Consider the following 21,978-nt stretch of genomic DNA (forward strand, 5'->3'; position numbering starts at 1 on the left):
AGGCGGCGGGGACGGCCGCCGCCCAGTGGGCGCTCCTCGCCGTCCCGGCCGCCCTCGCCGCCCCCTTCCTCGCCGTCCCCCTGCTGCGGCTGCTGCGCGACGCCGGGGCGCTGGACGCCGACCTGCCGCCCTCGGCCGCCACCGCCGCCGGCTGGTGGGTGGTGGCGGCCGCGCTGGCCGTCCACGCCGCCGCCGTGCTCGTCCCGGTCGTACGGGCCGCCCGCGACCGGCACGCCAGCCGGCGGCTGCGGCTGCGCGCCGGGCGCTTCGCCGCCGCCCAGCGCACCGGCGCCGACCTGGCGCTGGCGGCGGTGGCCGTGCTGGGCTGGCTGCAACTGCTGCGCTACCGCACCCCGTTGGCCGACGAGGGCACCCTCGACCCGCTGCTCCTCCTCGCGCCCGTCGCGATGACCGCCGCCACCGTGCTGCTCTCCCTGCGGCTGCTGCCGCTCGCCGGGCGCGCCGCGGACCGGCTCGCACGCCGCACCGCCGGACTCGTACTGCCGCTGGGGGGCTGGCAGTTGGGCCGCCGCACCCGGGGCCACGCCGGTCCGGTCCTGCTCGTCGCCCTGGCCCTGGCCGTCGCCTCCCTCAGCGGGACGGCGCTGGCGATCCTGCACCGCGGCGACCACGACCAGGCCGTCTTCCGCACCGGCGCCGACCTGCGGATCGAGGCCGGCGACGACAGCGCCGGCTTCCTGCCGCGCCTCGACCGCCACGCCGCCTACGCCGCACTGCCCGGCATCCGCGCCACCACCCCCGTCGTCGCGCTCGGCGGCCAGGTCGGCTCCGAGTCGGTCGGCGTCACCGCCGTCGACACCGCCGAGATCCCCGCCACCCGGCGCCCCGGCTCCCCCTCCGGTCCGATCCCCGCCCTGCGCCCCGACCTTTACAGCAGCAGTACGGCAGAGCAGATGGCCAGACTCGGCGCCGACGTCCGCGAACACGGCCTCCTGCTCCCCGGCCGCCCCCGCACCCTCGACCTGCGCGCCGTGCTCTCCGCCACCGGTCCCACCGGCGCCGCCCCGCTCACCGTGCAGCTCACGCTGGAGGACGGCGACGGGCTCGGGCACACCCTCAGCCACCCGCTGCCCCCGTTCGACGGCCGGGAGCACGCCCTGCGCATCCCGCTGGGCACCCACCCGCAGTACCCGCTGCGGATCACCGGGCTGCGGCTGTCCGTACCGCCCGGCGAGGAGAGCCAGCGCCGTACGTACCGGGTGCGCCTCAGCGGTCCGCGGGCCGCCGCCCCGTTCCCCGGCTGGCGCGACGGCTTTTCCGGCCGGACGCCCTCGCCCTGGCTGGCCGGCTGCCCCGGCGTCGATCCGCCCCGCAACCGGGCCGGCGAGCGCCCCGCCGCCGGCCTCGTCCTGTGCGCCGACGACACCGGCGACGGCGAACTGCTCGACGCCGTCCTGCGCGGACCGGACCTCGACATCCGCCAGGACCTCCTCACCTGGCGCATCGACCTGCGCCCCGACACCCCCGGCAAGGCGGCGCCGATCCCCGCGCTGGTCGACGGCGTACTGGCGGCCACCGGCGAGGCCGAGCCCGGCGACACCCTCACCCTCACCCTCGACAGCCGGGAGTACCGGGTGCGCGTCATCGGCCGCATCGACGGCATCCCCGGCTTCGACCGCAGCCGGGGCCGGCTGCTGCTCGACACCCGCGCGCTGGCGGCCCGGCTGACGCACGCGGGGCAGCCGCCGCCCCGCGAAGCCTTCTGGTGGCTGGCCGCCACCGACGGCGACCCGGCCCCCGCCCTCGCCGCGGCCCGCGCTCCCGCCGCCCCGGGCGCGGCCCTGGGCACCACCCGCGACGTGGCGCAGGAGCGCGCCGCCCTCGCCCGCAGCCCCCTGCGCGCCGGCACCGACGCGGCGCTCGCCCTGTGCCTGGTCCTCGCCCCCGCCTTCGCCGTCATCGGCTTCACCCTGCACACCGTGCTCTCCGTACGCTCCCGCGCCCGCGAGTTCGCGCTGCTGCGGGCGCTGGGCACCCGGCCCCGCCAGCTGACGGCCGTGCTGTGGACCGAGCAGCTCTGCCTCGCCGCTTTCGCCGCCCTCACCGGCACCCTGACCGGCACCGCCCTGGCCGCGGTGATCACCCCCGTGACGGGGGTGGACGACCACGGCTTCCCCGTCTACCCGGGGCTGCTCGCCACGGTGCCGTGGAGCCGGGTGCTGCCGATCGCCGCGGGCACGGTGCTGCTGATCTGCCTGGCCGTCACCGCGGCGGCCCGCCTGCTCACCCGGGCCGACCTGGTCCGCGTCCTGCGCGCGGGGGAGGACCGATGAAGCACCGACTGCCCCTGCCCGTACGGGAGATGCGCGCCGAGCTGCCCCTGCTGGCCTGCCTCGCGGTACTCGTCGCGCTCCTCACGGCGGCGGTGAACGCCACCGGCCCGCTGCTGGACCGTTTGGAGGTCCGCGCCCTCGACGAGCGCCTGGCGGCCGCCCAGCGCACCGACACCCTGGTCCGCGTCACCGGGGAGTTCGACCAGCTCAGCACGGCCACGCCCCCCGCCGCCCAGTTCGCCGCCGGGGAGCCGACCCCCCTGGGCGAGGACCTGGACTGGGCGCTCGCCCAGGCCGAGCCCGAGCTCGTCGGCGGCCTCCACGGCAGCCTCACCCTCACCTCCACCCGCGTCGACCTGCCCTCCTCCACCGTCCGCACCCCCGCGGGCCCCGCCGAGCTGTCCCTGCTGTACGCCGACGACGCCCCCGCGGCGGGGAGTTACGCCCAGGGTCGGCCCCCGCGCGCCACCGGCCGCGACCGGCCCGTGGAGCTCGCCGTCTCCACCCGCACCGCCCAGCGCCTCCACCTGCGCCCCGGCAGCCGCCTACGGCTGGACGGCGGCCTGTCCTCCCTCCACGCCCCCGCCCTCGTCACCGGCGTCTTCCGCGCCCCCGAGCCCGCCGCCCCCGGCGCGGGCCCCCGCCTCTGGCGCGAACAGCCGCTGCTGGCCTGCCCGTTGGACGTCAAGGGCGCCCCCGTCCACGCCCAGGCCCTCATCGCCCCCGGCTCCCTGGAGCCGCTCCAGCACTACGGACTGCCCCGCTTCCAGGCCCAGTGGCGACTGCGCTTGGACCTCGCCGACGCCGCCGACCGCTTCGCCGGCGACCGGGGCCGCGCCGCCCTCGTCCGCGCCCTCAGCGAGTACGGGCAACTCGTGCGCACCCACTTCTGCGAGGACTGCTCCACCCTCAAACCCACCGGCGACACCTACACCGACCAGGCCCGCCCCCTGGTGGAGGACTTCGGGGCGCAGTGGCACCGCGCCCAGCAGCTCACCTCCTTCGCCGTGGCCTCCCTGGCCGGCGTCGGACTGGCCGCCGTCGTCGTCACCGCCCGCCTGGCCGTACGCCGCCGCGCCCCCGCCCACCGGCTGCAGCGCGCCCGGGGCGCCTCCGCCACCGGCCTGGCGCTGGCCCGCGCGCTGCAGACCGCGCCGGCCGCGCTCCTGGGCCTCGCCGCCGGACTCGCCCTCAGCCGCGCCCTCATCCCGGCCGGCCCCTCCCCGGCCGCGCTCGCCACGGCCGCCGCCGCCTGGCTGACGCTGCCCGTACTCACCTGGCGCAGCCTGCGCGAGGGCGCCCTGCGCACCCCCGCCGAGACGCCCGTACACCGCCGCGCGACCGCCGAGGCCGCCGTGCTGCTGCTGGCCGCCGCCGGAGTGCTCGCGCTGCGGCTGCGCGGCCCCGCGAGCGCCGACGGCGCCGACCCCCAGCTCGCCGCCGTCCCCCTGCTGTGCGCGCTGGCCGTGGTCATCGTGCTCGTACGGCTCTACCCGCTGCCCCTGCACGCCCTGGCCCGGCTGACCGCCCGGCGGCGCGGCGCCCTCGGACTGATCGCCGCCGCCCGCGCCGCCAAGGACGCCCCCGCCGCGACGCTCGCCCTGCTCGTCCTGGTCACCACCCTCGGCTCCGCCGTCTTCGGCGGGCTGGTGACCTCCACCGTCGAAGCGGGCCGCGCCACCGCCCTGACCTGGTCCACCGGCGGCGCCGACGCCGTACTCACCGGCGCCACCGACCCGGCCGCCGCCCGCGCCCTGCGCCGGGCGCCGGGCGTGGCGCACACGGCGCGGCTGCGCCTGGTCCGCACCGACCTGACCAGCACCCGCAGCGGCGCCGCCCGCACCTCCGTCTACCTCCTCGCCCCCGACGCCCCCCAACTGACCGCCGCCGCCCCGGACTCGGCCACCGCGGCGGCGCTCCGGGCCGTACCCGAGGCCGACGCCCGCGGCGGCCTGCTCGTCATCCCGGTACTCGCCACCGCCGGCACCACCGACCGGCAGACGGGCGATACCTTCGAAACCACCCTCAAGGGCGCCCGGGTCCAGGTCCGCGTCGTCGGGGAACTGCCCCGCCGGACCCTCCAGGACCCGCCGCTGGGCCCGCTCCTGCGCCAGGCCCCCGCCGCCGGCGCCGACGGCGAGGCGCCCGTACTCCTCGCCCCCGCCGCCTCCCTCGACGCCGCCGAACGGGCCGGAGCCGCCCTGCGCGCCGAGAGCGCCACCCTGCTCTACGCCGCCCCGGGCAAGGCCCTCGACCCCGCCGCCGTCCGGGCCGCCGCGCCCCCCACCGCCCCCGGCAGCCCGTACGGCGCCCTCCTCTTCCACGCCGAGGAAGCCCAACGCACGGACGGCGACGGCGTGTTGGACGTCGTACGCACCGTGCACGGCGCCTGCACCGCCCTGGCCGCCGCCTTCGCGCTGCTCGCCCTCCTGCTGGAACTGCTGCTCTCCGCCCCCGACCGCGGCCGCACCGCCTCCTACCTGCGCACCCTGGGCCTCGCCCCCCGCCCCGCCACCCTCCTGGGCCTGCTGCAACTGGCCCCCATGGCCCTGGCCGCCGCCCTCGGCGGCCTCACCCTCGGCTACGCCCTCCCCGCCGCCCTGGGGCCCGCCCTCGACCTGCGCGCCCTGACCGGCGGCCCCGTCCAACCGCCCCTGCACACCGACCACGCCCGCACCCTCGCCCTCGGCGCCGGCCTGCTGGCCCTGATCGCCTGCGCGGTCGCCGCCGACCAACTCGCCGCCCGGCGCAGGGGAGTCGGCGCCGTCCTGCGCCTGGGGGAGAACCGATGAACCCAGCCGAGAGGAGCACCCCCGTGACCGCACCCTCCCTCGCCGCCCTGGAGGAACGCGCCCGCGCCGGCCAGGACCCACCGCCCCCCGACACCCTCATCGCCTGCGACAGCCTGGTGCGCATCTTCCGCACCGAGGGAGTCGAGGTCCAGGCCCTCCAGGGCCTCGACCTGCACGTGGACGAGGGCGAGATGACCGCCCTCGTCGGCGCCTCCGGCTCCGGCAAGTCCACCCTGCTGGGCATCCTCTCCGGCCTGGACGTCCCCACCGCCGGCACCGCCCGCGTCGCCGGCCACGACCTGCTCGCCCTCGGCGCCCGCGAACGCCTCGCCTACCGCCGCCGCACCGTCGGCTTCGTCTGGCAGCAGACCGGCAGCAACCTCCTGCCCTACCTCACCGCGCGGGAGAACGTGATGCTGCCGATGCGCTACACCCGCGTCCCGCGCCGCCAACGCCCCGCCCGTGCCGAGGAGTTGCTCGCCACCCTGGGCATCGCCCACTGCCGCGACCGCCGCCCCGGCGAACTCTCCGGCGGCGAACAGCAGCGCGTCGCCATCGCCGTGGCCGGCGCCAACGAGCCGCGCGTCCTCCTCGCCGACGAGCCCACCGGCGAACTGGACACCGCCAGCGGCGCGGAGGTCTTCGCCGCCCTGCGCCGCGCCAACGAGCACCTCGGCGTCACCGTCCTGATCGTCACCCACGACGCCCAGGTCTCCGACCAGGTCAGCCGCACCGTCCGGATCCGCGACGGCCGCACCTCCACCGAGACCCTGCGCCACGACGCCACGCGCGCCGAGGAGTTCGCCGTCCTGGACCGCGCCGGCCGACTCCAGCTGCCGCGCGAGTACGTCGAGCGCTACGCACTCAGCCGCCGCGTACGACTGACCGCCGAGACCGACCACGTCGGCGTCCGACGGGCCCAGGACGATCAGTCGGCGACGGCCCTTCCGCCCGGCGGGGAGCGCCCGGTAGCGTCGGACGGGGCGGACGGCCGCGACAGCGGCAGCAGCAGCACCAGCGACGGCAGCAGCGGCACCAGCAGCAGCAACACGGGGGAGGCACGATGACGTCAGGAATCGGACGCCAGCGCACGGCGGTCCTGGACGGGTCCGCACCCGACGGCGACATGGTCGTCGTCGAGGACCTGCGGCACACCTACGGCAGCGGCGACACCGCGGTCCACGCCCTGCGCGGCGTCTCCTTCCGCGTCCGGCGCGGCGAGCTGGTCGCCCTCAAGGGCCGCTCCGGCTCGGGCAAGACCACCCTGCTCAACCTGGTCGGCGGCCTCGACAGCCCCGACGGCGGCCGGATCGCCCTGGACGGCACGGAACTGGCCGGCCTCGGCGAGAGCGGCCTGCTGGAGCTGCGCCGCGACCGCATCGGCTTCGTCTTCCAGTCCTTCGGCCTGATCCCCATCCTCACCGCCGCGGAGAACGTCGGCGTCCCCATGCGGCTGCGCCGCACCGACGTCCACGAGCGCGAGGAGCGCGTCGCGCTGCTCCTGTCCCTCGTCGGCCTCGCCGAGCACGCCCAGCAGCGCCCCGGCGAGCTCTCCGGCGGCCAGCAGCAGCGCGTCGCCATCGCCCGCGCCCTCGCCAACCGCCCCGCGCTGATCATCGCCGACGAGCCCACCGGCCAGCTCGACGCCGACACCGGCCACGCGGTGATGGAGCTGCTGCGCGCCGTCGTACGCAGCGAGGGCGTCACGGCCGTGGTCGCCACCCACGACGCGGCACTGCTGGACCTCGCGGACCGCGTCCTGGAACTCGTCGACGGCAGGATCGTCGAAGAGCACTGAGCCCCCCTTCGTGATCTCCGCGCCGGTGAAACCGGCGTGCCCCGGCAGGTACGCTGCCCGCATGAGCCCGCGCAGTGCCCAATCGAACACCGGTGGCCGGTTCCGCCGGATACTGAGCCGCCTCTCCTCCGACAACGGGGAGTCCGCGGAGGACCCGCTGCCCGGTGAGGACACCGGCGAGCGGGGCTGTGCGCGGATCGGCGACTGCCGGGACCGCCAGGTGGTGCGGGTCGCCGGTACGCTGCGTACCGTCACCATGCAGCCCCGGGCAGGCACCCCCGCCCTGCAGGCGGAGCTCTTCGACGGCGAGGACTCCCTGGACATCGTCTGGCTGGGCCGCCGCTCCATCGCGGGCGTCGAGCCGGGCCGCCGCATGATCGTCTCCGGCCGGCTCTCCGTGAGCCAGGGCCGGCGCGTGCTGTTCAACCCCAAGTACGAACTGCGACCCACCGGACAGGAGTAGGCGTGACGTCCCTGGACAAGCAGCCGGTGGACCCGGCCCCGCAGCGGAGGTCCGACCAGACCCCCGAGGCGCCCGCCCCCGGCACACCGGAGGCGGGGCAGGAGGTCACGAAGGCCGCGCTGTTCGACGCCTTCGGCGGCGTGCGCGGCATGGTGGAGACCACCCTGCCGGGCCTGGTCTTCGTCCTGACCTACACCGTCAAACGCGACATCCACCTCTCCGCGATCATCGCCCTGGCGCTGTCCGCCGCGCTCGCCGTCGCCCGGCTGGTCACCCGCGACACCGTCAAGCACGCCTTCAGCGGCGTCTTCGGCGTCGCGGTCGGCGCGGTCTTCGCGATGATGTCCGGCGACGCGAAGAACTTCTACCTGCCCGGCATGCTCTACACCCTGGGCCTCGCGGTCGCCTACTGCGCGACCGCCGCCGCAGGCGTCCCGCTCATCGGGCTGATCCTCGGCCCGGTCTTCCGCGAGAACCTCTCCTGGCGCACCCGCAACCCCGGCCGCAAGGCCGCCTACACCAAGGCGTCCTGGGCCTGGGGCCTGGTCCTGCTCGGCAAGTCCGCGATCACCTTCCCCATCTACTTCTGGGGCGACGCCACCCAGCTCGGCTGGCTGCGCGTGGCGCTGGGCATCCCGCCGATGGTGCTGTGCGTCTACCTGACGTACGTGTTCCTCGTGAAGGCCCCGCCGCCGATCGACGTGATCGCCGAGATGGAGGCCGAGGAGCGCGCCGAGAAGGAGCGCGAGGCCGCCGCCAAGCACCGCGAGGGCTGACCCCGCCCCGTACGTACGAACGGCGAGGGCCCGCCCGGAGAGATCCGGGCGGGCCCTTCGTACGTACCGCGCGCCTCAGGAGGTGTGCCGCACCGACAGCAGGTCCTCCAGCTGCTCCTCGCGGTCCTGCGCCGCCACGAACAGCAGCTCGTCGCCCGCCTCCAGGGTGTCCTCCGGCTTGGGCGTCAGGACCCGGCTGCCCCGGATGATCGTCACCAGCGAGGTGTCCTCCGGCCAGGAGACATCCCCCACCAGCGTGCCCGTCAGCGCCGACTCCGGCGGCAGGGTCAGCTCGACCAGGTTCGCGTCGCCGTGGCTGAAGCGCAGCAGCCGCACCAGGTCGCCGACGCTCACCGCCTCCTCCACCAGCGCGGACATCAGCCGCGGGGTGGAGACGGCCACGTCCACGCCCCAGGCCTCGTTGTAGAGCCACTCGTTGCGCGGGTTGTTCACCCGGGCCACCACCCGCGGCACCCCGTACTCCGTCTTCGCCAGCAGCGAGACGACCAGGTTGACCTTGTCGTCACCGGTCGCGGCGATCACCACGTTGCAGCGCTGCAGCGCCGCCTCGTCCAGCGAGGTGATCTCGCAGGCGTCCGCCAGCAGCCACTCGGCGCGCGGCACCCGCTCCACCGAGATCGCCGAGGGCGTCTTGTCGATCAGCAGCACCTCGTGCCCGTTGTCCAGCAGCTCCGCCGCGATGGAGCGGCCCACGGCCCCGGCACCGGCAATGGCGACCCGCATCAGTGCGCACCCTCTTCCGGCCCCTTGGCGAAGGCGGCCTCGACCTGCTCCAACTCGTCCGTACGCAGCATCACGTGCACCAGGTCGCCGTCCTGCAGCACCGTCTTGGACGTCGGCAGCATCGCCTCGCCCTGACGGGTGAGGAAGGCGACGCGCACGCCGGTCTCCTCCTGCAGGACGGCGACCTTGCGGCCCACCCAGGCGGGGGAGTAGTGCACCTCGGCCAGCTCGACCTTGCCGCTCGGGTCGCGCCACAGCGGCTCGGCGCCCGAGGGCAGCAGCCGGCGCAGCATCTGGTCCGCCGTCCAGCGGACCGTGGCGACCGTGGGGATGCCCAGGCGCTGGTAGACCTCCGCGCGGCGGGGGTCGTAGATCCGCGCCGCCACGTTCTCCACGCCGAACATCTCGCGGGCCACCCGGGCGGCGATGATGTTGGAGTTGTCGCCGCTGCTCACCGCGGCGAAGGCGCCCGCCTCCTCGATGCCGGCCTCGCGCAGGGTGTCCTGGTCGAAGCCGACCCCGGTGACGCGCCGGCCGCCGAAGGACGAGCCGAGCCGGCGGAACGCGGTGGGGTCCTGGTCGATCACGGCCACCGTGTGACCCTGCTGCTCCAGGGTCCGCGCCAGAGTGGAACCCACCCTGCCGCAACCCATGATGACGATGTGCACGCCCGTCCTTCCGGCCGTAGGGCCTGTTCGGTCCTGCGGCTGCAGGGCCCCGCCCGCCGCACCGCCGCGGCGGTGCCGCGTCCGCTGGACGCCGGCCGCCGGGCAGGGGGAGGCAGATTTCCAAACTACACAGCGTAGGCGCCCCGCGGCACCCCGGGGTACGGGCCGGTGGACGCAGGCGCGCCCCTCGGTTGCGGGCTCGCGCGCGGCGGACGCACACCACCCGGCGGCGGGCCCCGGTGTCCCCGGGCCCCGCCGCACCCATACGATCGAGCCCGTGTCCAGACTGACCGACGAAGCCAAACGGATCCTCATCGGCCGCGCCCTGCGCAGCGACCGGCTCGGGGAGACGCTGCTGCCCAAGCGCATCGCGCTGCCCGTGTTCGCCTCCGACCCCCTCTCCTCGGTGGCCTACGCCCCGGGCGAGGTACTGATGGTGCTGGCGGTCGCCGGCTTCGGCGCCTACCACTTCAGCCCCTGGATCGCGCTCGCGGTCGTGGTGCTGATGTTCACCGTCGTGGCCTCCTACCGGCAGAACGTCCGCGCCTACCCCTCCGGCGGCGGCGACTACGAGGTCGCCACCACCAACATCGGCCCCCGCGCCGGCCTGACGGTGGCCTCCGCGCTGCTGGTCGACTACGTCCTGACGGTGGCCGTCTCGGTCTCCGCGGGCATCGACAACCTGGGCTCCGCGATCCCCTTCGTCGCCGAGCACAAGGTGCTCATGGCGCTGGCGGTGATCGTGCTGCTGACGCTGATGAACCTGCGCGGCGTCAAGGAGTCCGGCACCTTCTTCGCCATCCCCACCTACGCCTTCGTCGTCGGCGTCCTGGCGACGGTCGCGGTCGGCATCGTCCGCGCGGCCGTCCTGGACAGCGAGATGAGCGCGCCCACCGCCTCGTACCAGATCGTCGCCGAGCACAGCGACCTGACCGGCTTCGCGCTGGTCTTCCTGCTGCTGCGCTCCTTCTCCTCCGGCTGCGCGGCGCTCACCGGCGTCGAGGCCATCTCCAACGGCGTGCCCGCCTTCCGCAAGCCCAAGAGCGAGAACGCCGCCACCACCCTGGCGCTGATGGGCGGCCTCGCCGTCGTCATGTTCTGCGGCATCATCGGGCTCGCGCTCGCCACCAACGTGAAGATGGCCGAGCACCCCGCCACCGAGATCCTGATCAACGGGGTGCCGGCCGGCGCCGACTACCACCAGGACCCGGTCATCGCCCAGGTCTCCGCCGCCGTCTTCGGCAACGGCTCGATCCCCTTCGTCTTCCTCGCGGCCTGCACCGCCCTGGTGCTCTTCCTCGCCGCCAACACCGCCTACAACGGCTTCCCCGTGCTGGGCTCGATCCTCGCCCAGGACCGCTACCTGCCCCGCCAGCTCCACACCCGCGGCGACCGCCTCGCCTTCTCCAACGGCATCGTGCTGCTGGCCGTCTTCGCCGGCATCCTCGTCTACGCCTACCGGGCCGACTCCACCCGGCTCATCCAGCTCTACATCGTCGGCGTCTTCGTCTCCTTCACCATCAGCCAGATCGGCATGGTCCGGCACTGGAACCGCCTGCTGCGCGGGACGAAGGACACCGGCGAGCGCCGCAGGATGATGCGCTCGCGGGCCATCAACGCCTTCGGCGCCTTCTTCACCGGTCTGGTGCTGGCGGTCGTCCTGGTCACCAAGTTCACCCACGGCGCCTACGTCGCCGTGCTCGGCATGGCCGTCTTCTACGCCGTGATGTCCGCGATCCGCCGTCACTACGACCTCGTCGCCGCGGAGATCGCCATCGCCGACGAGCGGGACGACGACGTGGTACGCCCCGCGCGGGTGCACACCATCGTGCTCGTCTCGAAGATCCACAAGCCGACGCTGCGCGCCCTGAACTACGCCAAGCTGATGCGCTCGGACACCGTGGAGGCGCTGAGCATCGGCGTGGACCCGGCGGAGACGCGGGAACTGCAGCGGGAGTGGATGGAGCGCGGCATCGACGTCCCGCTGAAGGTGCTCGACTCCCCGTACCGGGAGATCACCCGGCCGGTCATCGAGTACGTCAAGGGGCTGCGCAAGCAGAGCCCGCGCGAGCTGGTGAGCGTGGTGATCCCGGAGTACGTGGTGGGCAAGTGGTGGGAGAACCTGCTGCACAACCAGAGCGCGCTGCGGCTCAAGGGCCGGCTGCTCTTCACCCCGGGCGTCGTGCTGACCTCCGTCCCGTACCAGCTGCGCTCCTCCGAGGCGGCGAAGGTCCGCGCCCGCCGGCGCGCGGAGTGGACGGCGCCGGGCTCGGTGCGCCGCGGCCCGGCGGCCCCGGCGAAGAAGGACCGCGGCGGGACGCGCGAGTAGCGCCCCCGGGGGCGGGTTCCGCCGGGGGGCGGGGCGGGCGCGGGGGAGCATAGACTGAGCGGTCGCGTCCGCATCCCCCGCAGCACACCGTTCCGCACCAGCTCAGGAGTCACCCCGTGCCCGCAGCAGCCACACCGTCCCTGGTCGGCGAGGAGTACGAGGTCACCGTGGGCCCGGTCGCCCACGGCGGCCACTGCATCGCCCGTACGGACGAGGGGCGCGTCCTCTTCGTCCGCCACACGCTGCCCGGCGAGCGGGTCATCGCCTCCGTCACCGAGGGCGACGCCGACTCCCGCTTCCTGCGCGCCGACGCCGTCGAGGTGCTGGAGGCGTCCAAGGACCGCGTCGAGGCACCGTGCCCCTTCTCCGGCCCGGGCCAGTGCGGGGGCTGCGACTGGCAGCACGCCGCACCGGGCGCGCAGCGCCGGCTGAAGGGCGCCGTGGTCGCCGAGCAGCTGCAGCGCCTCGCCGGGCTGACGCCCGAGCAGGCCGGCTGGGACGGCACCGTGGAGCCCGCGCCGGGCGACAAGGTCGCCAAGGGCGAGGTGCCGGCCTGGCGCACGCGCGTGCAGTACGCGATCGACGAGGAGGGCCGCGCCGGCCTGCGCAAGCACCGCTCGCACGACGTCCAGCCGATCGACCGCTGCCTGATCGCCGCGCCCGGCGTCTCGGAGCTGGGCGTGGAGAAGCGCAGCTGGCCGGGGATGGAGAGCGTGGAGGCCATCGCGGCGACCGGCTCGGGCGACCGGCAGGTGATCCTGACCCCGCGGCCCGGTGAGCGGCTGCCGATCGTGGAGCTGGACAAGCCGGTCTCCGTCGAGCGCGTCCACGAGCGCGACGGCAGCGTGCACCGCGTGCACGGCCGTCCCTTCGTACGGGAGCGGGCCATCGACCGCACCTGGCGGGTCGGCGACGGCGGCTTCTGGCAGGTCCACCCCAAGGCGGCGGACCTGCTGGTCGAGACGGTGATGACGGGCCTGATGCCGAAGAAGGGCGATATGGCCCTGGACCTGTACTGCGGAGTCGGCCTCTTCTCGGCGGCGCTGGCCGAGCGGGTCGGCGAGAAGGGCGCGGTGCTGGGCATCGAGTCCGGCAAGCGCGCCGTGGAGGACGCCCGCCACAACCTCCGCGACCTGGAGCGGGTCCGCATCGAGCACGGCAAGGTCGACCGCGTCCTGCCCCGCACCGGCATCACGGAGGCGGACCTGGTGGTCCTGGACCCCCCGCGCTCCGGAGCGGGCCGCGAGACGGTGAAGAGCATCGCCGCCCTGTCCCCCCGCCGCGTCGCCTACGTCGCCTGCGACCCGGCGGCCCTGGCCCGCGACCTGGCCTACTTCGCGGAGGTCGGCTACGAACCGCGCTGGACGCGGGTCTTCGACCTCTTCCCGATGACGCAGCACGTGGAGTGCGTGGCGGTGCTGCGGCCGGTGGCGAAGGGCGCCTGAGCGGGCCGCCGGCCGCGGACGTACATCATTGCGGTACCTGCGCTATGTCTTGGTGCGTGCCGATGAAGCGCACCAACGTCTACGCCGATCCGGAGGACCTCGCGATCATCAAAGAGGCCGCCAAGCGGCGCGGCATCAGCGAGGCGGAGACCATCCGGCAGGGCAGCCACCCCGCGGCCATGGCCAACCGTGTCTGGGACGAGCCTCTCTTCCCCCGTACGTTCGAGGGTGCCGGTCGCACCCCCGGCAAGAGCGAGGTGCGCGACACCGCGGCCCACGCCGTACGCCGCGAGACCGGGGCCGGTTTCGACACCGATGCCGTCCTCACTCTGAACCGCCGCGACTTCCGTGCGGTGCGCCCGCTCGGCCGCCACAAGGCGTTCCGGGTGCTTCCGGAGGTTTTTCCTCTGTGAAGCCGGAGGCGTCGTCTTCGTCGGCCGTGGCACTCATGCGACGCTCAGGGCGTCCTCGAGATGCGCGGGGCGGCCGGTAGGGGCCAACTCCCGCGCGCCGGGGCGTACCTCGTTAGACTCGGCCGATGTCCATACGAGCGTGCGAAGGCGGGAGGTGACCGGTGAGCGGACACGATGTCACCGACGAGCAGTGGCGGGGACTGGCCGAGGTGGTGCCGCTGCGCGGTAACGAATGGCCCTCCTGGACCGGGCACTCGGCGCTGCCCGACCCCGAACCGGGCGAGGAGGCACGGCGGTTCGTCGTCCTGCGCTGCCAGTGCTTCGCCGACGCGCGGCAGGTCGCCGAGTACCTGATCGCGCAGACTCCGGTGCTGCTCGACCTCACGGGGGCCGAGCACGACGTCGCCAAGCGGATCCTCGACTTCGCCAGCGGGGTCACCTTCGGGATCCGCAGCACCATGCACCGGGTCGACCGCAACGTCTTCCTCCTCGCGCCGGTCGGCACCGAGGTGGAGCCGGCGGCCGGGCACTGAAGTCCGGTTGCCGGACGTCGCGTTGGCCCATGCGGCCATCGCGGACGGCAGTGATCCCACCCGTTCGAGCGAAGTCCCGGCAGGCGTAACGGTTCGCCACCCGGCGTGATCACTAACGTCTCCCTCCATGCACCTCCTCCCCGGACTCACCGAGCTGCGGCTGGCCGCCTTCAAGCGCCACCGCGGCCGCACCCTCGCGCTCAGCCCCGTCACCCTGCTCGCCGGCGCCCCCGGCAGCGGGCGCGCCAGCGCCCTGGAGGCCTGCACCGTGCTGGCCCGGCTGGCCGGCGGGGAGACGCTGGCGGAGTCCTTCGCCCCGATTCCCGGCGGCGCCCCCGCCTGCGTACCGCGCTCGGCGAAGCCCGACAGCGAGGGGCGGCGCGGGCTGCGGATCGGGTGCAGTGCGCGCGGGCCGCTCGGTGAGGTGCGCCTCGACGTGGCGGTGCAGGTCGAGCCCGAACTGCGCGTCGTCGGCGAGCGGTTGACCGCCGCGGGTGAGCAGCTCTTCTCCACCGCGCTGCGCGACCCGGGGCGCCGCCGGGTCCAGGCGAGCTGGCGGACCGCCGGCCTGGTGCGCGTCACCCGCGCCCCGCTGCCCGACGACCGCCTGGGCACCGCGCTGCTGCCGCTGCGCGTCGCCGGGCGCACCGAGGGGGAGCGGCTGGTGCTGCGGGCCGCCGAGCAGGTCGTGGTCGCCCTGCGCTCCCTCTTCAGCTGCGAGCCCCAGCCGGCCGCGATGCGCGCACCGGTACGGGCGGACGGCGCCGCGCTGCGCCGCGACTGCGGCAATCTCGCCGCCGTGCTGAACCGGGTGCGCGCGGAGTGCGCCACCCGGCACGCCGCGCTCGTCGCGGCGGTGCGGGAGGGGTGCGGCGGTCCGCTGCGGGACCTGCTGGCCGAGGAGCTGCCGGACGGGACGGTGCGGGCGATGCTGGACCGGGGCGGCGAGCACGGCAGTCGGGCCCTCGACACCCTCACCGACGGCGAACTGCGCTATCTGGGACTGTCGTTGGTCTTCCTCACCGGCCCCGGCGTGCTGGAGGTCGAGCCCGCCGCCGAGGTCCCCGCCGCGCTCACCGTCCTCGCGGGCGGCCTGGACCGCGCCCTGGACGCCGGCCAGTGCGCCACGCTGGTGGGGCTCGCGGGCGCGATGGCGGCGCGCGGGCACGTACGGCTGCTCGCCTCGGTCGACCCGCCCGGCGATGCGGGGGCGGTGCGCGCGGGGGAGGGGATCGCGATGGTAGACCTGGGCGCATGAGTCAGGACGAGCAGACCCCGGGTCCGGGGCTTTCCGAACTGCGGGAGCGGCTGGCGCAGTTCGCCGTGGACCGGGAGTGGGGTCCGTACCACACCCCGAAGAACCTGGTCAGCGCGCTCAGTGTGGAGGCGTCCGAACTGCTGGAGATCTTCCAGTGGTTGACCCCCGAGCAGGCCGCGAACATCATGGCCGACCCGAAGGACGCCTTCCGGGTGCGCGACGAGGTCGCGGACGTACTGGCGTACCTGCTGCAGCTGTGCACCGTGCTGGGCATCGATCCGCTGACGGCGCTCGCGGCGAAGATCGAGCGCAACGAAGAGCGCTTCCCGCTCCCGTGAGCGCCCTGCCCGCGAACCCGCCGCCCGCGAGCCCGCCGCCCGCGGGCACCCTGCGCGAGGCCCTCGCCGCCGGGCCCGTGGTGCTCGACGGCGGCCTGTCCAACCAGCTCCAGGCGCAGGGCTGCGACCTCTCCGACGCGCTCTGGTCGGCGCGGCTGCTGGCGGACGACCCCGGCGGGATCACCGCGGCGCACCGGGCGTACGTCCGGGCGGGGGCGCAGGTGGTGACCACCGCCAGTTACCAGGCGACGTACGAGGGCTTCGCCCGGCGCGGGACCGCCCCCGCGGAGGCGACGGCGCTGCTCGTACGGAGCGTGGAGCTGGCGCGGGCGGCCGGGGCGCGGTGGGTGGCGGCGTCGGTGGGCCCGTACGGCGCGATGCTGGCGGACGGCGGGGAGTACCGGGGCCGGTACGGGCTGAGTGTGCGGGAGTTGGCGCGCTTCCACCGCCCCCGCCTGGCGGTGCTGGCCGCCGCCGCCCCCGACGTACTGGCGCTGGAGACGGTCCCGGACGTGGACGAGGCCGAGGCGCTGCTGCGCGCGGCGGAGGGACTGGGCGTGCCGCTCTGGCTGTCGTACACGGTCGCGGACGGCCGCACCCGGGCGGGCCAGCCCCTGACGGCGGCCTTCGAACTGGCGGCGGGCAACGACCAGGTGCTGGCGGTGGGCGTCAACTGCTGTGCCCCGCAGGAGGTTTCGGAGGCGGTGTCGGCGGCGGTGGCGGCCACGGGCAAACCGGTGGTGGCCTACCCCAACAGCGGCGAGTCCTGGCACGCGCCCACCCGCAGTTGGCGGGGCGAGGCGGGCTACGCCCTGCATCGGGCGCCCGGCTGGTACGAGGCGGGCGCGCGCCTGATCGGCGGCTGCTGCCGGGTGGGCCCGGAGTCGATCACCCGCCTGGCGGCGGATCTGGCCGGGGACTGAGGCGCCCCGGACCCGCGCCCGTGCTTCGACGCCTTCCCGAACCGCCTGGACAGCCCCGCGCACCCCCAACTACCGTGAGCAAGCGCTCAGTCAGGGAAAACCAGCGTCCCTTCCCAGGAGGCCCACATGTCCGTTCCCCCCATCGAGGCGTTCTACGAGCGGGTCGGGGACGGACGGTTCCTCTCCTCCGCGTACACCGCAGGGCCCTGGTCGCCCGACGCCCAGCACGCCGGCCCGCCCGCCGCGCTGCTCGCCCTCGCCGTCGACGAGCACCCGCAGCGCCGCCCCGACTTCCGTATCGCGCGGATGAGTTACGAGATCCTGCGCCCCGTCCCCGTCGCGCCCCTCACCGTGCGCACCCGGGTGCTGCGCGCCGGGCGCAGTACCGAGCTGGTCGAGGCCGCGCTCGCCCCCGAGGGCGGGGGCGAGGTGATGCGGGCCACCGGGCTGCTCGTCAAGACCAGCCCCGGCTCCGTACCCGAGGTGCGGCCCGCGCCCGAGGTGCCCGGGCCCGATGACGCCTTCGACCGGGGCTTCTTCCCGATCCCGTGGGAGCAGGGCTACCACACGGCCGTCGAGCTGCGCTTCGCCGCCGGCTCCGTCCTCGAGACCGGCCCCGCCACCGGTTGGTTCCGGATGCGCGTCCCGCTCGTGCTCGGCGAGGAGATTGCCCCGCTGAGCCGGGTGCTCGTCGCCGCCGACTCCGGCAACGGCATCAGCTCCGTCGTCGACTTCGACCGCTACCTCTTCGTCAACACCGACCTCACCGTCAACGTCGACCGCCACCCCCAGGGCGAGTGGGTCTGCCTCGACGCCCGTACGACCGTGGACGCCGCCGGCATCGGCCTCGCGCAGGCCGCCCTGCACGACGAGAAGGGCCCCCTGGGCCGCAGCTCCCAGACGCTGTACGTCGCCCCGCGCGGCTGAGGCGCCGCGCCCGGACGCGGAAGGAAAACCCCTGGTCATAAGGCCACACCCCGGGTGATACTCGCCGGGTGTTCCTGACCATGACCACCACCGGCACCCCCGACCGCCCCGCGACCGACCTCGGCTTCCTGCTGCACAAGCACCCGGCGAAGGCCCAGTCCTTCTCCACCGCCCACGGCACCGCGCACGTCTTCTACCCGGAGGCGGACGAGCGGCGCTGTACGGCGGCGCTGCTGCTGGAGGTCGATCCGGTCGCGCTGGTGCGCCGGGGCCGCGGCAGGGGCCGCGGCGGCGCACCGGACTCCGCGCTCGCCCAGTACGTCAACGACCGCCCCTACGCGGCGAGTTCACTCCTCGCCGTCGCGCTCAGCGCCGTCTTCGGTACGGCCATGCGCGGCGTCTGCGACAAGCTCCCCGGCCGCGCGGAGCAGCCGCTGCCGCTGCGCGTCGAGATCCCCGCCGTGCCCGCGCGCGGGGGCGCCGGTCTGGTGCGCCGGCTCTTCGAGCCGATGGGCTGGCAGGTCACCGCCGACCCCGTGGCGCTGGACCCGCGCTTCCCCGAGTGGGGCGACTCGCGCTACGTCTCCCTGCGCCTGGAGGGCGAGCTGCCCCTGTCGGCCGCCCTGCGCCACCTCTACGTCCTGCTGCCGGTCCTCGACGACGCCAAGCACTACTGGGTCTCGCCCGACGAGGTCGACAAGCTGCTGCGGGCGGGTGAGGGCTGGCTGGAGGAGCACCCCGAGCAGACGCTCATCACCTCCCGCTACCTCGCCCGCCGCCGCTCCCTGGCGCGGACGGCGCTGGAGCGCCTGGAGCTGGCGCGGCTGGCGGAGGCGGACGACTCGGCGGCGGAGGAGTTCGACAACGCGGTGGGGGACACCTCCGAGGAGCCGGACACCTCCGAGGAGCCGGACACCACCGAAGAGCCGGACACCACCGACGGGCCGGACGCCACCGACGGACCCGGCGCCGCAGCCGACCGGAGCGCCGCGCCCGAGCCGGACGCCGCGCCCGCCGGGAAGGCGGTCCCGCTGTCCGTCCACCGCCGCACCGCGATCCTCGACGCCCTGCGCGCCGCCGGCGCCACCCGGGTGCTCGACCTGGGCTGCGGGGAGGGCCACCTGCTCGCAGCGCTGCTCAAGGACGTCCGCTTCACCGAGATCGTCGGCGTCGACGTCTCGGTGCGGGCGCTCACCGTCGCCGCGCGCCGGCTGCGCCTGGACCGGATGGGCGAGCGGCAGGCGAGCCGCCTCACGCTCCGGCAGGGCGCGCTCACGTACACCGACAGCCGCCTCAAGGGCTACGACGCCGCCGTGCTGAGCGAGGTGATCGAGCACGTCGACCTGCCCCGGCTCCCCGCCCTGGAGTACGCGGTCTTCGGCGCCGCGCGCCCCCGCACGGTCGTCGTCACCACGCCGAACGTGGAGTACAACGTCCGCTGGGAGACGCTGCCCGCCGGGCACAGCCGGCACGCGGACCACCGCTTCGAGTGGACCCGGGCGGAGTTCCGCGACTGGGCGCGGGCGGTGGCCGCGCGCCACGGCTACACGGTCGCGCACGCACCGGTCGGGCCGGACGACCCGGAGGTGGGGGCGCCGACGCAGCTGGCGGTGTTCACCCTGGCCGCCGACACCGACACCGACGCCCGTACCGGCATCAGCACCGAGACCCGCACCGACACCCCGAAGGAGGCCACCCCATGACACCCCACGCACCCCTCCCCGTCCCCGACCTCTCCCTCGTGGTCCTCATCGGCACCACCGGCTCCGGCAAGTCCACCTTCGGACACCGCCACTTCAAGCCCACCGAGGTGATCTCCTCCGACTTCTGCCGCGGCCTGGTCTCCGACGACGAGAACGACCAGTCGGCCAGCGGCGACGCCTTCGACGTCCTGCACTACATCGTCGGCAAGCGCCTGGCCGCCGGCCGGCTCACCGTCGTGGACGCCACCAACGTCCAGCAGGAGGCCCGCCGCAAGCTCGTCGCGCTCGCCCGCGAGCACGACGTGCTGCCCGTCGCCATCGTGCTGGACGTCCCCGAGGCCGTCTGCGCCGAGCGCAACGCCCGCAAGCCCGACCGCGCCGGCATCCCCCCGCACGTCATCCCGCGCCAGCGCCGCGAACTGCGCCGCTCCCTGCGCGGGTTGGAGCGCGAGGGCTTCCGCACGGTGCACGTGCTCAAGGGCGTCGAGGAGATCGACGGCGCCGGGATCGTGCGGGAGCGCCGCTACAACGACCTGCGCCACCTCACCGGCCCCTTCGACATCATCGGCGACATCCACGGCTGCGCCTCCGAGCTGGAGTCGCTGCTGTCCGCGCTCGGCTACACCGACGGCGCGCACCCCGAGGGCCGCACCGCCGTCTTCGTCGGCGACCTGGTGGACCGGGGCCCCGACACCCCCGGCGTGCTGCGCCGCGTCATGGGGATGGTCGCCGCCGGCTCCGCCCTGTGCGTCCCCGGCAACCACGAGAACAAGCTCGGCCGCTGGCTCAAGGGCCGAAAGGTCCAGCACACGCACGGACTGGCCGAGTCCATCGAGCAGTTGGAGCCGCAGAGCGAGGAGTTCCGCGCGCAGGTCGCCCGGTTCCTCGACGGCCTCGTCAGCCACTACGTCCTGGACGGCGGCGCCCTGGTCGTCTCGCACGCCGGCCTGCCCGAGAAGTACCACGGCCGCACCTCCGGCCGGGTGCGCAGCCACGCCCTGTACGGCGAGACCACCGGCGAAACCGACGAGTTCGGCCTGCCCGTGCGCTACCCCTGGGCCGAGGACTACCGGGGCCGCGCGGCCGTGGTCTACGGCCACACCCCCGTCCCGCAGGCCACCTGGCTCAACAACACCATCTGCCTGGACACCGGCGCCGTCTTCGGCGGCCGGCTCACCGCGCTGCGCTGGCCCGAGCGCGAACTCGTCGACGTACCGGCCGAGAAGACCTGGTACGAGCCCGCCCGGCCCCTGGCCGTGGAGGCCCCCGGCGGCGCCGACGGCCGCCCGCTGGACCTCGCCGACGTGCAGGGCCGCCGGGTGGTCGAGACGCGGCACATGGGGCGGCTGGCCGTACGGGAGGAGAACGCGGCGGCGGCGCTGGAGGTGATGAGCCGCTTCGCGATCGACCCCCGGCTGCTGACGTACCTGCCGCCGACCATGGCGCCGACCGCGACCTCGCGGCGCGAGGGCTACCTGGAGCACCCGGCCGAGGCGTTCGCCGCCTACCGGGCCGACGGGGTGCGCCACGTGGTGTGCGAGGAGAAGCACATGGGCTCGCGCGCCGTGGCCCTCGTCTGCCGCGAGAACGCCGGGCGCTTCGGCATGGAGGGCGTCACCGGCGCGCTCCACACCCGGACGGGACGCCCCTTCTTCGACGACCCGGCGATGACGGAGGCGATCCTCGGCCGGCTGCGCGAGGCGGTCACGGCGGCCGGGCTGTGGGAGGAGCTGGACACCGACTGGCTGCTGCTGGACGCCGAGCTGCTGCCCTGGTCGCTGAAGGCCACCGGGCTGCTGCGCCACCAGTACGCGGCGGTGGGCGCCGCCTCCCGGGCGGCGTTCCCCGGCGCGCTCGACGCGCTGCGCGCCGCCGGGGCGCGCGGGGTCGACACCGCCGCGCTGCTCGTACGGCAGGAGGAACGGGCGGCGGACGCCGAGGCGTTCACCGCCGCCTACCGGCGCTACTGCTGGAGCACGGACGGCCTGGACGGCGTGCGCCTGGCCCCCTTCCAGCTGCTGGCCTCCCAGGGGCGCAGCCACGCGGCCGTACCCCACGACCGCCAACTCGCCTGGCTGGACCGCCTGGTGGCGGCCGACGGCAGCGGACTGCTGCGCACCACCGGCCGGTTGACCGTGGACACCGGCGACGAGGAGTCGACGGCGACGGGCGTGCGCTGGTGGCTGGACCTGACCGCCGAGGGCGGCGAGGGCATGGTCGTCAAGCCGCTGCAGGCACTGGTGCGCGACGGCAGCGACGGCGACGGCAAGCGCCTGGTCCAGCCCGGCATCAAGTGCCGGGGCCGCGAGTACCTGCGCATCATCTACGGACCCGAGTACACCCGGCCGGAGAACCTGGAGCGCCTGCGCAAGCGCTCCCTGGGCCACAAGCGCTCGCTCGCCCTGCGCGAGTACGCGCTGGGCCTGGAGGCGCTGGACCGGCTGGCGGACGGCGAGCCGCTGTGGCGCGTGCACGAGGCGGTCTTCGCGGTGCTGGCGCTGGAGTCGGAGCCGGTGGACCCGCGCCTGTGAGCGGATGCGGCCCGGGGGAGACCGTGAACTCAAGGACCCCCTC

Annotated in this window: 18 protein-coding genes; 16 read left to right on the forward strand and 2 right to left on the reverse strand. The window is 75.2% G+C overall.

Translation table 11 applies throughout. The features are described from left to right. The 6 genes from ACFQLX_RS09185 to ACFQLX_RS09210 all read left to right on the forward strand — a co-directional run. Nucleotides 1-2,294 (forward strand): ABC transporter permease (locus ACFQLX_RS09185; RefSeq protein WP_386413680.1); only part of this gene is annotated, 2,294 nt, incomplete at its 5' end. Next, on the forward strand, nucleotides 2,291-5,086 hold the full coding sequence (locus tag ACFQLX_RS09190) for a hypothetical protein (protein ID WP_386413682.1): 2,796 nt from the start codon (nucleotides 2,291-2,293) through the stop codon (nucleotides 5,084-5,086). The genes ACFQLX_RS09185 and ACFQLX_RS09190, both read left to right, overlap by 4 nt. Further along, a complete protein-coding gene (locus ACFQLX_RS09195; protein WP_386413683.1) occupies nucleotides 5,083-6,153 on the forward strand; it encodes an ABC transporter ATP-binding protein in 1,071 nt (356 codons plus the stop codon). The genes ACFQLX_RS09190 and ACFQLX_RS09195 overlap by 4 nt, the downstream gene beginning before the upstream one ends. Beyond that, the gene (locus ACFQLX_RS09200) at nucleotides 6,150-6,884 is read left to right on the forward strand and encodes an ABC transporter ATP-binding protein (protein ID WP_386413684.1); all 735 of its coding nucleotides are present in this window, start codon (nucleotides 6,150-6,152) and stop codon (nucleotides 6,882-6,884) included. The genes ACFQLX_RS09195 and ACFQLX_RS09200 overlap by 4 nt, the downstream gene beginning before the upstream one ends. 61 nt (nucleotides 6,885-6,945) lie before the next feature. After that, entirely contained in the window at nucleotides 6,946-7,347 is a 402-nt protein-coding gene (locus ACFQLX_RS09205) for an OB-fold nucleic acid binding domain-containing protein (protein ID WP_386413685.1), read from the forward strand. Nucleotides 7,348-7,349: 2 nt separating this feature from the next. Then, complete coding sequence (locus tag ACFQLX_RS09210; RefSeq protein WP_386413686.1) at nucleotides 7,350-8,123, forward strand: DUF3159 domain-containing protein; 774 nt, start codon at nucleotides 7,350-7,352, stop codon at nucleotides 8,121-8,123. 75 nt (nucleotides 8,124-8,198) lie between these two features. On the opposite strand, the gene ACFQLX_RS09215 is transcribed toward ACFQLX_RS09210, so the two are convergent. Both ACFQLX_RS09215 and ACFQLX_RS09220 read right to left on the reverse strand, forming a co-directional pair. Continuing rightward, nucleotides 8,199-8,867, reverse strand: a complete 669-nt coding sequence (locus tag ACFQLX_RS09215; protein WP_386413687.1) for a potassium channel family protein — start codon at nucleotides 8,865-8,867, stop codon at nucleotides 8,199-8,201. Then, on the reverse strand, nucleotides 8,867-9,535 hold the full coding sequence (locus tag ACFQLX_RS09220) for a potassium channel family protein (RefSeq protein ID WP_386413688.1): 669 nt from the start codon (nucleotides 9,533-9,535) through the stop codon (nucleotides 8,867-8,869). Before ACFQLX_RS09220 ends, ACFQLX_RS09215 begins: the two co-directional genes overlap by 1 nt. A 277-nt stretch (nucleotides 9,536-9,812) precedes the next feature. On the opposite strand from ACFQLX_RS09220, the gene ACFQLX_RS09225 reads away from it, so the two are divergent. From ACFQLX_RS09225 to ACFQLX_RS09270, 10 genes are all read left to right on the forward strand, one after another. After that, nucleotides 9,813-11,864: an APC family permease gene (locus ACFQLX_RS09225; RefSeq protein WP_386413690.1), complete on the forward strand. Its 2,052-nt coding sequence runs from the start codon at nucleotides 9,813-9,815 to the stop codon at nucleotides 11,862-11,864. Nucleotides 11,865-11,980: 116 nt separating this feature from the next. Continuing rightward, the gene (locus ACFQLX_RS09230; RefSeq protein ID WP_386413691.1) at nucleotides 11,981-13,309 is read left to right on the forward strand and encodes a class I SAM-dependent RNA methyltransferase; all 1,329 of its coding nucleotides are present in this window, start codon (nucleotides 11,981-11,983) and stop codon (nucleotides 13,307-13,309) included. Between the two features lie 62 nt (nucleotides 13,310-13,371). Then, the gene (locus tag ACFQLX_RS09235) at nucleotides 13,372-13,722 is read left to right on the forward strand and encodes a ribbon-helix-helix domain-containing protein (protein ID WP_386413692.1); all 351 of its coding nucleotides are present in this window, start codon (nucleotides 13,372-13,374) and stop codon (nucleotides 13,720-13,722) included. A gap of 161 nt (nucleotides 13,723-13,883) precedes the next feature. Further along, entirely contained in the window at nucleotides 13,884-14,255 is a 372-nt protein-coding gene (locus tag ACFQLX_RS09240) for a cell division protein SepF (protein ID WP_386413693.1), read from the forward strand. A gap of 127 nt (nucleotides 14,256-14,382) precedes the next feature. Then, the gene (locus ACFQLX_RS09245) at nucleotides 14,383-15,513 is read left to right on the forward strand and encodes an AAA family ATPase (protein ID WP_386413694.1); all 1,131 of its coding nucleotides are present in this window, start codon (nucleotides 14,383-14,385) and stop codon (nucleotides 15,511-15,513) included. After that, nucleotides 15,510-15,851 (forward strand): nucleotide pyrophosphohydrolase, encoded by a 342-nt coding sequence (locus ACFQLX_RS09250; RefSeq protein ID WP_386413695.1) that lies wholly within the window; start codon nucleotides 15,510-15,512, stop codon nucleotides 15,849-15,851. Before ACFQLX_RS09245 ends, ACFQLX_RS09250 begins: the two co-directional genes overlap by 4 nt. Then, nucleotides 15,848-16,774: a homocysteine S-methyltransferase gene (gene mmuM / locus ACFQLX_RS09255; protein ID WP_386413696.1), complete on the forward strand. Its 927-nt coding sequence runs from the start codon at nucleotides 15,848-15,850 to the stop codon at nucleotides 16,772-16,774. The genes ACFQLX_RS09250 and mmuM overlap by 4 nt, the downstream gene beginning before the upstream one ends. 126 nt (nucleotides 16,775-16,900) lie before the next feature. Continuing rightward, nucleotides 16,901-17,701: a thioesterase family protein gene (locus ACFQLX_RS09260; protein WP_386413697.1), complete on the forward strand. Its 801-nt coding sequence runs from the start codon at nucleotides 16,901-16,903 to the stop codon at nucleotides 17,699-17,701. Nucleotides 17,702-17,769: 68 nt separating this feature from the next. Continuing rightward, nucleotides 17,770-19,404, forward strand: a complete 1,635-nt coding sequence (locus ACFQLX_RS09265) for a 3' terminal RNA ribose 2'-O-methyltransferase Hen1 (RefSeq protein WP_386413699.1) — start codon at nucleotides 17,770-17,772, stop codon at nucleotides 19,402-19,404. Continuing rightward, nucleotides 19,401-21,935: a polynucleotide kinase-phosphatase gene (locus ACFQLX_RS09270; RefSeq protein WP_386413700.1), complete on the forward strand. Its 2,535-nt coding sequence runs from the start codon at nucleotides 19,401-19,403 to the stop codon at nucleotides 21,933-21,935. The genes ACFQLX_RS09265 and ACFQLX_RS09270 overlap by 4 nt, the downstream gene beginning before the upstream one ends. Nucleotides 21,936-21,978 lie beyond the last annotated feature (43 nt).

Source organism: Streptomyces polyrhachis (genome assembly GCF_042663125.1).
Classification (GTDB): domain Bacteria; phylum Actinomycetota; class Actinomycetes; order Streptomycetales; family Streptomycetaceae; genus Streptomyces; species Streptomyces polyrhachii.

Coding starts and splice junctions, on each gene's coding strand:
- ACFQLX_RS09190 (WP_386413682.1), top strand. CDS start 2,291: ATGAAGCACCGACTGCCCCTGCCCGTACGGGAGATGCGCGCCGAGCTG.
- ACFQLX_RS09195 (WP_386413683.1), top strand. CDS start 5,083: ATGAACCCAGCCGAGAGGAGCACCCCCGTGACCGCACCCTCCCTCGCC.
- ACFQLX_RS09200 (WP_386413684.1), top strand. CDS start 6,150: ATGACGTCAGGAATCGGACGCCAGCGCACGGCGGTCCTGGACGGGTCC.
- ACFQLX_RS09205 (WP_386413685.1), top strand. CDS start 6,946: ATGAGCCCGCGCAGTGCCCAATCGAACACCGGTGGCCGGTTCCGCCGG.
- ACFQLX_RS09215 (WP_386413687.1), bottom strand. CDS start 8,867: ATGCGGGTCGCCATTGCCGGTGCCGGGGCCGTGGGCCGCTCCATCGCG.
- ACFQLX_RS09235 (WP_386413692.1), top strand. CDS start 13,372: ATGAAGCGCACCAACGTCTACGCCGATCCGGAGGACCTCGCGATCATC.
- ACFQLX_RS09245 (WP_386413694.1), top strand. CDS start 14,383: ATGCACCTCCTCCCCGGACTCACCGAGCTGCGGCTGGCCGCCTTCAAG.
- ACFQLX_RS09250 (WP_386413695.1), top strand. CDS start 15,510: ATGAGTCAGGACGAGCAGACCCCGGGTCCGGGGCTTTCCGAACTGCGG.
- ACFQLX_RS09260 (WP_386413697.1), top strand. CDS start 16,901: ATGTCCGTTCCCCCCATCGAGGCGTTCTACGAGCGGGTCGGGGACGGA.
- ACFQLX_RS09270 (WP_386413700.1), top strand. CDS start 19,401: ATGACACCCCACGCACCCCTCCCCGTCCCCGACCTCTCCCTCGTGGTC.